Origin of the sequence: Desulfosalsimonas sp. (assembly GCF_046483245.1) — a bacterium.
Lineage (GTDB): Bacteria > Desulfobacterota > Desulfobacteria > Desulfobacterales > Desulfosalsimonadaceae > Desulfosalsimonas.
Genome location: NZ_JAWODO010000146.1, coordinates 1 through 15,279, shown reverse-complemented (window position 1 = coordinate 15,279; position 15,279 = coordinate 1). Strand labels below are relative to the sequence as shown.

Below are 15,279 nucleotides of genomic sequence, written 5' to 3'. Positions count from 1 at the left end.
TTATTCGCCCGTAAAAAAAACAGGGCAGGAGAACATAAATGCAAAAACCCAAACCCTGGCTGCTGGGTCTGCTGGCAGTGCTCGTCATTCTTGCTGTTGCCTATGTGGGCTTTTATTTTCTGTACCTGGATTTCCTGGTGGATTATTGGTGGTTTGATTCCCTGGGCTACGGGTGGTATTTTTTCCAGCGGGTTTCTTACCGGTACCTGGTATTCGGCGGGGTGACCCTGTTTTTCTTTCTGGTGTTTTTTCTCAACTTCTGGGCGGCCTCCCGGTTTCTTGGCACATCGCCTGGCGAAGCAGAAAAAAAGGATAAAACCCGCACCCGGCGCTACCATGACATGGCCCGGATGTTTCGCACCGGATCCATGAAGGTCTATACCCCCCTTTCCCTGGTGCTTTCCATATTCGTGGCCCTGCCCGTGTTTGAAAAATGGGAGGAACTGCTGTTTTTCCTGTTTGGCCCCAATGCCGGGACAAAAGACCCGGCCTTTGGTATTGACGTGAGTTTTTACCTGTTTTCCTATCCCATCCATATGCTGCTGGAACAGCGGTTGTTGATCGCAGTGGCCATTGTGGCCGCAGCCTCCCTTCTGCTCTATATCATCGAACGCCGGATGCTGGCAAAAACCGATCACCCCCTGGCAAGGGGGGCCAGGATTCATCTCAATATTCTGGCGCTGATCCTTGCTGTTCTGGTTGCCTGGGGATTTTTTCTCAAACGCTACGGGCTGGTTTTTACAACCGAGCACATGCCTTTGTTTTACGGGCCCGGGTTTACGGAAATGAACATCACCCTGCCCCTGATCTGGGCAGCGGTGATCTGCTGGGCTGCCGCGGCTGCAGGGTTGCTCTGGTATCTGAATTTCCGCAAAGGCCTGTTTCCAGTCATCGGCCTGGCAGCGCTGTTTGCCGGGGTGTTTGCTCTCGGAAACACCTCTTTTTTGCAGGGGATGGTGGAAAAATACATTGTTTTGCCCAATGAACTGTCCCGGCAGACCCCTTACATTGAAAACAGCATTGAAGCCACCCTGGCTGCCTACGGGCTTTCTGATGTCACCACCCGTCAACTCGAAGTCGACCGTATTCCCTGGGGGCAGACCACCGAAGCCATCCGCACCAACATTGAAAACATCCCGGTATGGGATCGCTACCTGCTGGAAGACGTTTATGAACAGCTCCAGAGCATCCGGCCCTATTACAATTTCACGGGCGTGGACGTGGATCGGTATGAAATTGACGGCCGGGTTCAGCAGGTCAATCTGGCGGCCCGGGAATTAAAATTGGAAAAACTTCCCGGATCCGGCAAAAACTGGATCAACCGGCATCTGCAATACACTCACGGCTACGGCATGGTCATGACCCCCGCGGCCCAGAGCGGCGAGCACTTCATGAAATGGCTGATCCGCGGAATCCCGCCGGAATCCGAATTTGACCTGGAGATCCCGGAGCCCGGCATTTACTTTGGTCAGGAATCCCTGGAGTACGCGATTGCCCCCAATGACGGCGGTGAAATCGATTACCCGGAAGGTAATTCCTTTGCCGGAACCGATTACGCCGGCAACACCGGCGTTGAGGTTAATTCCATGTTTCGCAAGCTGCTGCTTTCCATTTACTTCAAGGACCGCAACATTTTTTTTACTTCAAAGACCGGAAAAGACAGCAAGATCCTGTTTCGCCGCAATATCCGGGAAGCCGTCAACCACCTGACCCCGTATTTCAGGCTCGATGATGATCCCTATCTTGTGGCCACCGAGGACGGTTTGTTCTGGTTTCTGGACGCCTATACCCGCTCGGCGCGGTATCCCAATTCCGAGCCCTTTGACAAGGAGCACAATTATATCCGCAATTCAGTCAAAATTGTCATGGATGCCTACAACGGCACCATTGACTATTACATGGCAGATGCCGAAGACCCCGTGGTGCAGGCCTATGACCGAATGTATCCGGGCCTGCTCAAACCCCTGGAAGAAATGCCTGAAAATCTGCGCGCCCATATCCGCTATCCCAAGAATATTTTTGAAATCCAGATGGAAATCTATACCAAATACCATCAGACCAACCCCAAAACCTTTTACCAGGAAGAAGATCTCTGGGAATTTGCCCACCAGCGGCCCGAGGAAATCCGGGAGATCGGTTCCCAGTCCATGCAGGCCTACTACCTGACCCTGGACCTGATTGAAAAAGACAAGCACGAATTCATGCTCATATCCCCCATGACCCCCAATAACCGGCCCAACCTCCGGGCCATGGTCGTTGCCGGCTGTGACGGCGACAGATACGGAAAGTTCTATGTCTACAGCTTCCCCAAGGGCGAACAGGTCTACGGCCCGTCCCAAATCAGCGCCTTAATCGACCAAAACACGGAAATCTCCGAGCAGTTCACCCTGTGGGACCAGGTCGGCTCTGAGGTCAAGCGGGGGCGGATGATTATTTTGCCCATTGCAGACGTGGTCTTCTATATCCAGCCGGTTTATCTCAGCGCAACCTCAGACCTGAAAATTCCCCAGCTCCAGCGTCTTCTTGTCACCCAGGGAGATGTGGTGGCCATGGACGTATCCCTGGAAAAGGCCTTTGACCAGATACGGGACCGCATGCTCAGTTCGGGACATCCCACCCAGAAAAGCCCCCCGGGGCTATCATCATCGGATGCGCCCGCCAACGGACCTCAAAAAGCAGATCCGGCAGATGAAACCCGTTAACCGCTCACAGACCGGATAAGGGATATGCCACGGCCACGCAAGTCTTTGATTGCTGTTTTGGTGTTATTCTGTGCAATTGCCGCATTTCAGGCATCGGAGTATATCCTGGGTAAAATCCTGGCCCCCCGGCTGGAAAAACAGATCAGCAGCTTAATTGATGCCCGGGTTGTACTGGACAACATGCGGTTTTCTTTTCTCACCGGCGCCCGGGCCGACCGCGTGGTCATTTCTTTGCCGGAAAATCTGAATCAGTCCAGGGATTTTCACCTGGAAATAAGAGACCTGTCTGTCAGCCATGGCCTTACTGAGCTTATTGCAGGGCAATATCAGGTCACGGGCATCCGGATCCGTAACCTGGAGGCATCGGCAACACCTGCCGCGCTGCCGGTGCTGTCCGCCCTTCGGAAAAAAATTGAGCAAAAGCAGCGCTTCCCGGACATCCGCATAATTCGTGGAGATATCAGCATCAGTCATCCGGATTTCCCCCGGGGTTTACACATCAGCGACCTGACCGCCCGCCGGCTGGGAAGCGGCCAGATGGAGATAGACACCCTGGGCTCTTTTGACGGCCAGGAAAACCACATCAGGGCACATATCAATGTGGACCCCGGACAAATACGTGCTTCGGCGCAGTTGTCCGTATCCGGCCATCCCCTCTCCAGCATCCCGGCAGGCCGGTTATTGGAAAAATTTCCGCAGCTCGGTCAGCTGCCCCTTGACCAGAGCATTACCGGCAAAATCACCGCCCAATACGACCAGGCATCCCAAAGCCTGATTTTCAGCCGCGGCCGGTTTGAAACCGGAAACAGCAGTTTCCGGATCTCATCGGCCGGCATTGATTTTGACAACAAAGACCCGCACCGGGCCTGGATCAATGCGGATTTCCGGGAAGTTGAGCTGGCTTTGCTGGACCGGCTGGACATGTTCAAAAACATGCCGGAAAAAATCCGCCCCCGGATCATGGATGGAGAGCTCCACGCCCGGGTCCATGGCCGCTGGAACCCGAGATCGGGTTTTGATTGGGATGCCGGGCTGACCGTGGAGTCCGGCGCTGTATTTCTGCCCGGGTTAAACACCCGCGTGGATGCCATTGAAGCAGATGTTGACCTGGCCTTTCCCGGCCGGATACACATCCGACAAAGCCGGGGGCGCACCTCCGGGGGCCGAATCCGGGCTTCGGGCAGCCTGGGTTGGGACAGCAGGGCCGGAATCCATAATCCGTTTATGGAAATTGACATGGATCACATCCGGCCGGATAAACAGATTGACCGGCTTTTGCCCGAATCCATCCGAAAAGTCGTGCAAAAGCTCAATTTGCAAAATCCCGGGGTGAACGGAAAAATCTTGTTCGCCGGCCCGGAGATGAAGCTGGATCTCGGCGTTTACGCCCAAACCGCCCGGCTGCCGCATCTGCCCTTTTTGCTCCATGCGCCCGCGTCCACAATCCGGTGGCGGACCGGAGAAAAGACCGTCCGACTGGATGATCTCAGCGCCCGCCTTCACGGAAAAAACCTGGAAGGAAATGCCCTGCTTTACGTAAAGCAGCCGGTTTGCGCGGATTTCACCCTGTTTGGCCGGCATCTGCCCATTAAATCTGAAATTCTGGATTGGCTCGACATTGAAACCGGACCCTGGTCTGTTGACGGAAGATATGATCTTGAACTCCAGGCCAGGAAATGGCGATCCAATGGCTCAAATCCTTCTGACAGACTCAAGGGGATAGAGGCCAGCGTGGATATCCGGGATCTGTCAATGACGCATCCGGATCATGGCAGGGTGGCAGACAGCTGGTACGGGCATCTGGCCCTGGCCGGCGACCGGCTCCGCCTGGGTGATTTCCGGGGAAACCTTTTCAATGCCGGATTTGAAGCAAACGGGTTTATTCCCTTAAACGGAAAAGACACGTCCCATCTCCGGCTGGAATCCAAAACCATTGCCGTCAATCAGACATTGCGCAACGCCCTTCCCGGCCGGTATGCCCGGGTTTTAAAGGAATTTGATCTGACCGGACAATGCGAACTGCAGGCGGACCTTGTATTTGACAAAAAAAACAAAATCCCGTCGTCAGCCAGAATCACGGCTGTGATCCATCACCTGGAGGCGGAAAAATCATCGGTTTCCGGCAGTGCCGGCGGCAGCATCCGGGCTGATATCTCCCGGCTCAACACAGAGGGGTTTGAATTTGAAGGCTTTGCCGAACTCAGCCGGGTGACCGTGGGCCGGTTTGAATCAGACCGGCTGTCTGCAACGTTTTCCGGAAACCGGAAACGCCTGGACATCCCGGAAATGAAAGTCAGTGCATACGGCGGCTCCATTTCGTTTGCAGACGTGGCTGTGCTGCCGGGCCCGAGGCAATGGCAGGCCCGGATCATGCCGGCCCACATAGACGTGGAAACCCTTGTGGGCGCATTCGGGGTGACCGGACGCCATGCACCTGCCGGCAGCCTCCGGGGTGAGATTGACCTCCGGGGAACCGGATTTGAACCTGAAGCCATGGAAGGTACAGGCGAAATTAAGATTGACCGGGGCCGATTGTATCAATTCCCGGTCCTGGCCTCGGTGTTCAGGGTTCTGGACCTGCAGCTGCCCGCACAAAGCCCCATCACCGATGCCTACGGCACCTTTCGCATCAGCGGCGGCCGGCTGGATATAGAGGATTTGCTGCTTCTGGGCGGCACCATGCCCATGCATGTAGCCGGGTTTGTGGATCTGAAAAACAACAAGGCATTTAAAGACCAAAACATGGACCTTCTGGTCACCACCACCAAAACCAACGGGATTTTAAACAAAATTCCGGTGCTCAACTGGGTCAAGCACTACACCATTGACTGGTTCCGTCGCCTGGTTTTCCAGGCAAGGGTCCGGGGGACCATCGGGGACTATGAAGTCCAGAGCCTGGCCAGCCCGCTGGCCACACCCATTGAGCGCATGTGGTCTTTGATGGAAAAATTGTCTCCGCCTTCAGCCGATCAATAATCGCCGGCTCAGGGCATGTGATCATAATCCTTTCGCACCAGCACCTCCCGGGGCTTGACTCCGTCGGAGGGTCCCACAACGCCTTCTTTTTCCATGACCTCGATCATTCGCGCCGCCCTGTTATAGCCGATACGCAAATGCCGCTGCACCATGGAAATCGAGGCCTGACCGGTCTTTGTCACAAGGGCCACGGCCTCGTCGTAGCGCTCATCATAATCCTGTTCCCCGTTTTCCTGCTTGTCGGCCTCAGGGGCCGCAATGACCTCGTGATCATACTCCGGTGCCTTCTGGGATTTCAGGAATTCAATCACACGGGTTACCTCGTCTTCTGACACATAGGCTCCGTGAATGCGCTGAAGCTTGGCCGTACCCGGGGGCAGAAAAAGCATGTCCCCGTTTCCAAGAAGGCTTTCCGCCCCGTTGATGTCGATGATGGTGCGCGAATCGATCTTGGAGGACACCTGAAAAGACAGGCGGGTTGGGAAATTGGCCTTGATCAAACCGGTGAGCACGTCCACCGAGGGCCGCTGGGTGGCCAGAATCAAATGAATACCTGCAGCCCGGGCCATTTGGGCCAGCCGGGTGAGGCTGACCTCCACGTCCCGGGAGGAAACCATCATCAGGTCGGCCAGTTCATCAACGATGACAACGATATAGGGCAGTTTCAAGGGCGGCGGCTGGCCCTCTTCGGGTTTTTCCTTTTCAATCCGGGCATTGTACTGCTTGATATTGCGGACCTTTTTTTCAGACAGCAGCTTATAGCGGCGCTCCATTTCCCGCACTGCCCAGAAAAGCGAATTGGTGGCCTTTTTCATATCTGTGACCACAGGGGCGATCAAATGGGGGATACCGTCGTAATTCGACAGCTCAATGCGCTTGGGATCGATCATGATCAATTTAACCTCCTCCGGGGTGGCCTTAAACAGAATGCTCGCAATCATGGTGTTTAAGGCAACACTTTTGCCCGTTCCCGTGGCTCCGGCAATCAAAAGGTGCGGCATGCCTTCGAGATCGGCCACAACCGGATAGCCCACGATGTCCTTGCCCAGGGCAATGGTCAACCTGGAGGTGGATTTTTTGTATACTGAAGAGGCGATGATATCTTTAAACCCCACCAGTTCCCTTTTCTTGTTGGGAATTTCTATGCCGATAACCGCTTTTCCGGGAATCGGGGCCACAATGCGCACGCTCAGGGCCTTCAATGCAAGGGCCAGATCATCGGAAAGATTGACAATCTTATTGATTTTCACCCCGGGCGCAGGAGCGAATTCATACCGGGTGATCACGGGTCCGGGCAGCACTTCGGTAACATTGCCCTGGACCCCGAAATCCTGGAGTTTCTGCTCCAGCAGGGCGGACTGCTGCCGCAAATGCTCATGGTCCACCCCATCTTTGATTTTTTCCGCATCTTCGAGAAAATCCAGGGGCGGCAATTGAAACCCTTCCTGCTGGATCTGCATGGATTCAAACTCCTGCTGGCGGAAGGCGGGCTGGGGTGCCAGGGTCGGCGGCGCCGGGGGCTGGATTTTAATATCCCCGGATTTGCCGGGTGTCTTTTCCGGAGCAGGTATCTTTGCACCGGTTTTGCCGGTTTCCGGCATTTCTTCCGGTTTTGGCGCAGCTGAAGCCACCGGTGCAGGAATTTGTTGCGGTTGGCTGGCTTTTTCGGGCTTGTACGCCCGTGCAGCAGCAGCCGGCTTTTTTTTCTGATCCGCCTTGTCCGGACGGTTGACAACGGCCTTGCATAAGCCCGCAACGCCGGAAAGCAATTTCAGAATTTGAATCCGGATCCAGCCTGCCAGAAGGACAGCCAGGCGCAGTGCATTTCTGGAAACCGCCACCAGGGAAATACCGGTTGCCATGATAAAGCCGATGGCCAGCATGACTGCGAAAATCAGCATGGCCCCGGAACGGTTGGCGTATTTTTCAAACACGGCCATCATTGGATAGCCAAGAATGCCTCCGGCCGGATACGGCGTCTGGAAAATCAGGTAGCTGTCTTTAAACAGGGAAGAAACCGCGCCGGTGCCCACGATGAGCAAAATTGCCCCGGATGCCATAAGCCAGGGAGACAGGGCGGAGTCATGGGTGTAGAAACGAAGCGAGGCCATGAGCAGAAAAACCGGAATCCAGAAAGCACCCACGCCGAAAAGATCCAGCATCAGGCCGGCAGCATAAGCCCCTGCCACGCCGAAAAAATTGTGCACCTGCCGCCAGCCCGCAGCATGGTTAAAGCAGGGATCGGCCGGATGATAGGACATCAGGCTCACAAGGGAAAAAATCACGAGAAAAAAGCACAGGATTCCCAGAATTTCCTTCTGCAGGGTCCGGTATCCCGGGTTTGCCTGAAAAAGCCGCTTCATGGATCAAAGCTCCAGGATAAACGGCAGTATTACCGGCCGGCGCTTGATGGTAAAACTGAAGTACTCCCGGAGGGCCCCGGGCAGGCGGCGGCGAATGACATCGGCCGGATGGGGAAGATCCACTGCGTCGTCAACGATTTCGAGTACCACGCACTTGGCGTCCTCAATAATGTGGCCGGTTTCGGTTTCAAACACAAACCCCTTGGAAACAATTTCCGGGCCGTAAATCACAAACCCGGTATCCTCGTCAATGGCCATGGTCACCGCCACCATTCCCTCTTCGGAAAGCAGCCGCCGCTCCTTTAACACCAGGCGCCCCACATCGCCGATGCCCTTGCCGTCCACCAGCACCCGGCTTGTCGGGATCCGCTCGCTGATCCGGGCGCCGTCTTCTTCAAACACAACCACGTCGCCGTCTTCGGCCAGCAGCACATGATCCCGGGCGATGCCGCATTCTGCGGCCAGCTGGGCATGGTGGTACAGGTGCCGGTATTCACCGTGGATGGGAATGAAATATCTGGGACGCACGGTTTCGATCATCATTTTGAGCTCGTCGCGAAAGGCGTGGCCGGACACGTGAATGTCGGAGATCTTTTCATAGATCACATTGGCGCCTCTGCGGAAAAGGTTGTTGATGATCTTGGCAATGGCTTTTTCATTTCCAGGGATGAACTTGGAAGACAGCACCACCGTGTCGCCGGGTTTGACCTTGATCTGTTTGTGAATGCCGGTGGACATGCGCGCCAGGGCCGACATGGGCTCGCCCTGGCTTCCGGTGGTGAGAATCATCACCTCTTCTTCGGGGTAGGCGTCGATATCCTCAAGAAAAATCTCCATGCCCTCCGGGACATGGAGCAGGTTCAGATCCCGGGCAATCCGGACACTGAGCTCAATGCTTCTGCCGTTGAACAAAATCTTTCGCCGGCCGGTCTTGATGATATTGATGATCTGCTGGATGCGCGACACATTGGAGGCAAACAGGGCAACAATCACCCGGCCCGGGCTGTTGACAACAATGTTTTCCAGGCTTTTTTGCACCCGCACATCTGAAGGGGTCCGCCCTTCCCTTTCAACGTTCGTGGAATCGGACAAAAGCGCCAAAACCCCCTTTTCCCCGCACCTGGCAAAGGAATCCATATCGGTTTCCAGTCCGGCAATGGTCGAATCGGAAATTTTGAAATCCCCGGTGTGCACGATCAGTCCGTATGGTGTGTCAATGGCCATTCCCACCCCGTCGAGCACGCTGTGGAGGACCCGGATAAATGAAAAGGAAAAAGGCTCAATGCAAAGATTTTTTCCGGGTTCGATTTCGTGGAGGCTGGCTGAGGCCAGCAAGCCGTGCTCTTCTATCTTGTGGCGGACCATGCCCAGGGTAAAGGCCGTGCCATAGACCGGCGCCTGGATTTCCCGGAGCAGATACGGCATGGCCCCGATATGGTCCTCATGGGCATGGGTCAGGACAATGGCCCGGACCCGATATTTGTTCTGAAGCAGATATCCCATGTCCGGGATCACATAATCGACCCCCAGCATGTAGTCTTCCGGAAACATCAGGCCCGCGTCAATGACCACGATGGCGCCTTTGCATTCCAGGGCCATCATATTCAGGCCGATTTCTCCGAGTCCGCCAAGGGGGATGATTTTCAGCATAATCAAGCAGATCCATTGCAGGTCAGTAAAGATTTACTGATCCGTGGAGGTTAAACAGGGATACCGAGTTGCCGGACAATGTTGTCCATCAGATCGATCAACCAGTTTCGCTGTGCTTTGGTGGCGTAATCCATGCAGTCGCACCGTACCCGCTGGTGCGTGCGCACCAGAAACTCGCCCGCAAAAGCGCCGGGTTTGACCTGCAGGGCGAAAAAAAGGGGATGGCAGTCCTCGTGGGCGGCCTGCACCGGGGTAAAGTATTCCGGATCCAGGGCAACCCAGTACACCCGGTCGAGTGCCGGCGGTCCGCATTGCCTTCTTAAATGGTTTTCCAGCGCCTCTGTGTCCTGTTCCCGAAGTTGGTCAATAACGTATTGTTTCATTTTGGCATCGTTATCATATTCAATATGAATGCGCAAGCACCGGATCTTTGCTTCCGGATTCATGGGCCAGCAGTTTCTTTTTCATCAGCGATCCGCCGCCAAATCCGCCTGTTTCCCCATTGCTGCGCACCACCCGGTGACAGGCAATCAGCAGGGGCCACGGGTTGGCTGCCAGGGTGTTGCCCACAAACCGGGCGGCACCGGGTTTTCCCAATTTCACGGCAATATCACGGTAGGAACGGACCTGTCCACAGGGAATTTCAGCCGTGAGGCGCAGCACCTGCTGCTGCAAAGGCGTCAGCCGCTCCGGGCTGAGCCACTGCCATGGGGTGGCAATGGGCCGGCAGAATTCAAAATAGTCATGGATCATCTTTGTCACAGCCATGGCCTGAGGGCATTGCTGAAAGTCGAAATCCGGAACAGAGGTGTCAATGTTTTCGGATAAACCGGATGACCTTGCTTCCTGCAGCTGTCGTGGCAAAAAAACCCTTTTCAGGCCGAAGGGATGGGTTTGCGCGGCCACGAGCAATGTTCCCATCCAGGTATGAACGCTAAAAAACGGCATTTTCAGTTCTCCGGGTAAAAATCTAAAAGGTTTCCGCTGGCATCAGAATCCCACGGCCGCCAGGAAGAAACCTGTTTCAGCCCGCTCTTCTCTTCCGCGTCCGGCTGCAGGGACCGAGATATTTCCATGTATTGCAGGGAGGCCGTGTCCCGTATTCGCACAATCCGGGCATCTGATCCATTTTTGATGCCTGCGGTATGCATGCACACCTGGATGCATTGCCAATCCGTATCAAAATATACGGGAATGGCGGCTTTTCCGGTGATATGGCAGTCACCGCGTTTACTGCGGTTTTTTCCCGGTCCATGCGTTTTACCAGCCGTGCGGTGGTCACGTCTGCCAGGCCGATGCCGTTGGCGTTGCCGTCGCTGTCCTGCGTGAGATCGCACACAAAAATCCGCCCCGGACAAGGCGGTGCGGAGAAATCACCGGCAATGTCGCGGTGCCGGCCCGTGATATTGGAATCCATGCCAATACCCGATATTTCCTTGCCGATTTGGTCCACCACCAGGATGTCCAGCCGGTCAATGCGCCGGCTCCCAACAGCTATGGCAATGGATTTTCCGTTAAGGCAAAAAGACGGGGGCACCTGGCTGGCTGCGGCCAGACGGGTTTGCTGTCCTGCATTCGGAAGCGCGGCGCAGGCCAGGTCCTGATAATAGAGCGCTATTTCCGGCGGTGGGAAAAAATCTGGATACAATGGGATCTCGCGGTTGCAATGAGGGTTTGCGCAGGAAAAACTGCAAGATCGTCAAAAAGGCGGTACCGGACTTATGTCCGGTTCGGAAAACCCCGGCCATGGTGTCATGGCCGGGGCAAAATCAATGGTTGTACAATATTTTAGGTTTCTTCCACGGTGATGGCGCCGGGCTCGCAAACCTCGATGCAGCTTTCGCATCCCAGGCATTCCTCGGCGTTGACAGGAACGGACTTGCCGTCCTGGATTTCAAAGACTTCCACCGGGCATACTTCCACGCACTCTTCACACCCTTCGCATTTCTCCGGGTCAACGATCGGATTAAAAGCCATTTCAGATCTCCTTTCTCATTGTCTCAAATTATAATGATATATCATGGGGCCTTTGGTTTCGGCGTTTGCGCTGCAAGATTTTCCTCATTATACCAAATAAATAATCGAGTCAAGGGCCATGATTCGATTTTTTGTGTTATGCCTCTGCAGAACCCAGTAGCCCGATAATCCGGCCGGAATCGCGCATTTGATAAAAAGACATCTCCGGATGGAAATCCCCTGCCGCCTGATCCGGCAAGCCGGCTTGTACGTTTTCCGGCAGCCGGTCCGGGATTGCCAGGGTTTCAAAATGTTCATCAACTGCGGCAACCACCGCCGGACTGGATGTAATCCAGATTTTCGGGCAATCCGGATCCCGCTCGGCCAGGCGGAGCCAGGCGCGGATCCGGGCATCGGGCATATATCCCCCGGGGTCTTCTGGCGCCGCAGAGCCGCCGGAGGCGTCCCTGTCGCCTGAAAACCCGGCAGCCGGTCCGGAATCACTGCCCTGCCCCCGGATGCGGGCAAACATCTGTTGTGCCGTATGATCGGTTGCAGCCAGGTCATTTTCGAGTTCCGCTGCCTGACGGTCAAATTCCTGGGCCATTAACAAAAACAGCCGGGCAATAAATACCGGATCCGGCGCTGCAGGCTCGTCCTTGCCTCCCTTTAAAATTTCCGTGCTGATTTCCTGGGCAAATTCCTGGTTGTAAAACCCGGCTTCCGCAAAAGACTTCATTGCTGCGGCGTGTTTCTGGTGCATCTGCCCCCAGTTCTGGTACTGCCGCGCCAGATCCATGAGATTTTGGTCGTCTCCGTGCACCGGCCGCCGCAAAATGATGCGTCCCTGCCGGTCAAGATCTTCCATGAAAGGCGGGGCTACGCTGTCAGCAGGCTGATAGACCACCGGCGGGCCGAAGCAGGCGCAGGTCTTGGCCGCCCATCTTTCTGAAATAAAAGTAAACGGGAAAAATGCAGTTGTTATCTTATTCATGAGTCACCGATTTTTGAATCCTTGATTTCAATCCCGGCTTGCTGAAGCTGCCGCCGGATTTCATCTGCCCGGGCAAAATCCTTTTGCTCCCGGGCCTGATTTCTTTCCCGGATCAGGGCCTCGATCTCAGGGGAGAGGCTTTTCGGGGTAAAATCAAAAAAACCCAGCACCCGGTCGATGTCTTCAAACGTGGATAAAAACTTGTCTGCCTGCTCCCGGGTAAGCCGTTTTTCGGAAACCAGGGCGTTGATCCGCCGGATTTTCCGAAAGATCGCCGCCATGGCCCGGGGCATGTTCAAATCATCGTCCATGGCATTGATCAATCCCTGCCGGATGTCATAGGCGATCTGATCGATTTCCTCTGAGGATGCCACATCGTTTCCGGCCTGGTCAACCTGCTGCAGACCTTCTATACATGCGTCAACGCGCCGGATGGCGTTTTTGGCCTGGTCCAGGCGTTTCGGCGCATATTCCAGGGGCTTTCGGTAATGGCCGGTGATCAGCCAGAAGCGGACCTCCCGGGGCGTGTATCCCATGTCCCGGAGATCTTCAAGGGTGGGAAGCCCCTGTTTCTGCTCCCGGTTGTCGGTCTGCCCGGCGTGCACCTGCTCGCAGTGAACCCAGTAGCGGGCAAGCGGCTTTCCGGTCAGGGCTTTGGCAATGGCCCGTTCATTTTCATGATGCGGAAACACCAGCTCCCGAGTGCTGGTGTGAATGTCATAGGTTTTGCCCAAGTGCTTCATGGAAATGGCCGCGCACTGAATATGCCAGGAGGGGCGCACGTTGCCCCACTGGGTTTTGACGTAAATGCCGCGCTTGAGCTCGGACAGCCGCGCCCGCTTGAGCAAAGTGAAATCCCTGGGGTTGTTTTTCTCGTATTCGTCCAAATCCACCGTGGCCCCGAGCTTGATTTTGTCAATGTCAATACCCGAAAGCTGCCCGTACTCGGAAAAAGCGCCAATGCTGAAATAAAGGGATCGGAGCTTTTCATAGGCAAAGCCCTTGTCATAGAGTCCGGTGGCAACCCGGACCATGTCCTCCACATGCTCACTTGCCCTGGGGAAATGATCGGCCGGCACGATATTCAAGGCCTCCAGGTCGGCCATGAAACGGTCGATATAATAGCGGGTGTATTCGGCAAGGGATTGTCCTGCACTTTCCGATCCCTGGATGGTCTTGTCATCCATGTCCGTGATGTTCATCACGTGGTTGACATCCAGATCCCGGTAGCGCAGATACCTGTAGAGCAGATCCGAAAACACGAACCTGCGGCACTCGCCCAGGTGAATAAGCTTGTTGGCCGTGGGCCCGCAGGTGTACATGGACACCCGGCCCTTTTGGATGGGGTCAAAGGGCATCTTGGACCGGGTCAAGGTGTTGAACAGGTGAATTTCCGCCTTCTTCTTGACCAAAAACAGGGGTGTGCTCAGATAGCGCTCCCCGCTGTCGGCAAAAATGGCCACAATGGTGCCTTCTGTCATCTCTGCGGCCTGACGGGCGGCAATCACCATGGCCGCCCCGCTGCTCATGCCCACAAACAGGCCTTCCTCCCGGGCCAGGCGCCGGGTCATTTCAAAGGCTTCCTCATCATCAATGTTGATCTTTTCATCCAGCCATTTTTTTTCAAAAATTTCCGGACGATAGGCTTCCTTGAGATTTTTCAGGCCCTGGAGCTTGTGGCCCAGGTAGGGCTCCACCCCGATGATCCTGATGTCCGGATCATACGCCCGGAACCTGCGCGCGCATCCCATCACTGTTCCGGTGGTGCCCATGGTGGCCACAAACGCCGATATTTTCCCGCCGGTCTGCTCAATGATTTCTTCTGCGGTGCCCTGGTAATGGGCCTGCCAGTTGGCAGGGTTGTTGTACTGGTCGGTCATGAAATAACGGTCCGGGTCTTCGCGGACCAGGCGATAGACCTCCTCAATGGCCCCGTCCGTGCCCAGGTGCCCGGGAGTAAGAAAGATCTCTGCGCCCCGGGCCTCTAAAATTTTGCGGCGCTCAAGGGACACGGCATCGGACATGGCCAGCATGAGTCGATAGCCCTTTACCGCACAGATCATGGCCAGGCCGATGCCGGTGTTGCCGCTGGTGGCTTCAATAACGGTCTTTTCCGGGGTGAGTTCCCCGGACTGTTCCCCGGCCTCGATCATGGCCAGGGCCGGCCGGTCCTTGATGGAGCCGCCGGGATTGACGTATTCGAGCTTGGCAAAAATCCGGACGGCGGGATTGGGGTTTAACCGCCGGATCTCCACCATGGGTGTATTGCCGATGGCATCGAGTATGGAATAATGCATGTGCTTGGGTCCTTATGGCACGCTTGCCGGCTGTGGGCAAATCATGGCTGAAAATCGGCTGCAAGCCGGAGCGCAAGTTGTTCAATGATTGCCGCCCGCACCTGTTCCCGGGCCGCGTCTGCTGCGACCACCCGGATGCGTTCGGGATTTTCGCGCGCCAGGTCCAGATACCCCTGGCGGACTTTTTCGTGGAACCGGATGGTTTCCATCTCAAACCGGGTTTCCTGCGCATGGCGGTCACCGGATTGAATCTGCCGCCATGCGCAGGAAACCCGGTTTGAGATGGAAACCAGACGGTTCCACGAAAAAGTCCGCCAGGGGTAGCTGGACCTGGCGAGCGA

The 15,279-nt window shown here is 55.5% G+C and carries 11 protein-coding genes; 2 read left to right on the top strand and 9 right to left on the bottom strand.

Going from position 1 to position 15,279, the window contains the following annotated elements; genetic code table 11:
• The first annotated feature begins 38 nt into the window (after window positions 1–38).
• Window positions 39–2,702: a UPF0182 family protein gene (locus R6U41_RS12640; RefSeq protein ID WP_410270198.1), complete on the top strand. Its 2,664-nt coding sequence runs from the start codon at window positions 39–41 to the stop codon at window positions 2,700–2,702.
• 24 nt (window positions 2,703–2,726) lie between these two features.
• On the top strand, window positions 2,727–5,678 hold the full coding sequence (locus R6U41_RS12635; protein ID WP_410270197.1) for a hypothetical protein: 2,952 nt from the start codon (window positions 2,727–2,729) through the stop codon (window positions 5,676–5,678).
• A gap of 8 nt (window positions 5,679–5,686) precedes the next feature.
• Here the strand turns inward: R6U41_RS12635 and R6U41_RS12630 are convergent, their stop codons facing one another.
• The 9 genes from R6U41_RS12630 to R6U41_RS12590 form a co-directional block, all read right to left on the bottom strand.
• A complete protein-coding gene (locus R6U41_RS12630; RefSeq protein WP_410270196.1) occupies window positions 5,687–8,041 on the bottom strand; it encodes a DNA translocase FtsK in 2,355 nt (784 codons plus the stop codon).
• 3 nt (window positions 8,042–8,044) lie between these two features.
• Window positions 8,045–9,691: a ribonuclease J gene (locus R6U41_RS12625; protein WP_410270195.1), complete on the bottom strand. Its 1,647-nt coding sequence runs from the start codon at window positions 9,689–9,691 to the stop codon at window positions 8,045–8,047.
• Window positions 9,692–9,741: 50 nt separating this feature from the next.
• A complete protein-coding gene (locus tag R6U41_RS12620) occupies window positions 9,742–10,074 on the bottom strand; it encodes a hypothetical protein (protein WP_410270194.1) in 333 nt (110 codons plus the stop codon).
• A 19-nt stretch (window positions 10,075–10,093) separates the two neighbouring features.
• Entirely contained in the window at window positions 10,094–10,639 is a 546-nt protein-coding gene (locus tag R6U41_RS12615; RefSeq protein ID WP_410270193.1) for a methylated-DNA--[protein]-cysteine S-methyltransferase, read from the bottom strand.
• Window positions 10,640–10,715: 76 nt separating this feature from the next.
• Entirely contained in the window at window positions 10,716–11,339 is a 624-nt protein-coding gene (locus R6U41_RS12610) for a hypothetical protein (RefSeq protein WP_410270192.1), read from the bottom strand.
• 140 nt (window positions 11,340–11,479) lie between these two features.
• Window positions 11,480–11,668: a ferredoxin gene (locus tag R6U41_RS12605; protein ID WP_410270191.1), complete on the bottom strand. Its 189-nt coding sequence runs from the start codon at window positions 11,666–11,668 to the stop codon at window positions 11,480–11,482.
• 136 nt (window positions 11,669–11,804) lie between these two features.
• Window positions 11,805–12,641, bottom strand: coding sequence for a hypothetical protein (locus R6U41_RS12600; protein WP_410270190.1), 837 nt, complete (start codon window positions 12,639–12,641; stop codon window positions 11,805–11,807).
• Window positions 12,638–14,938: a cysteine--tRNA ligase gene (gene cysS / locus R6U41_RS12595; RefSeq protein ID WP_410270189.1), complete on the bottom strand. Its 2,301-nt coding sequence runs from the start codon at window positions 14,936–14,938 to the stop codon at window positions 12,638–12,640. The genes R6U41_RS12600 and cysS overlap by 4 nt, the downstream gene beginning before the upstream one ends.
• Window positions 14,939–14,979: 41 nt before the next feature.
• On the bottom strand, window positions 14,980–15,279 hold a 300-nt coding region (locus tag R6U41_RS12590; RefSeq protein ID WP_410270188.1), incomplete at its 5' end, for a dTMP kinase.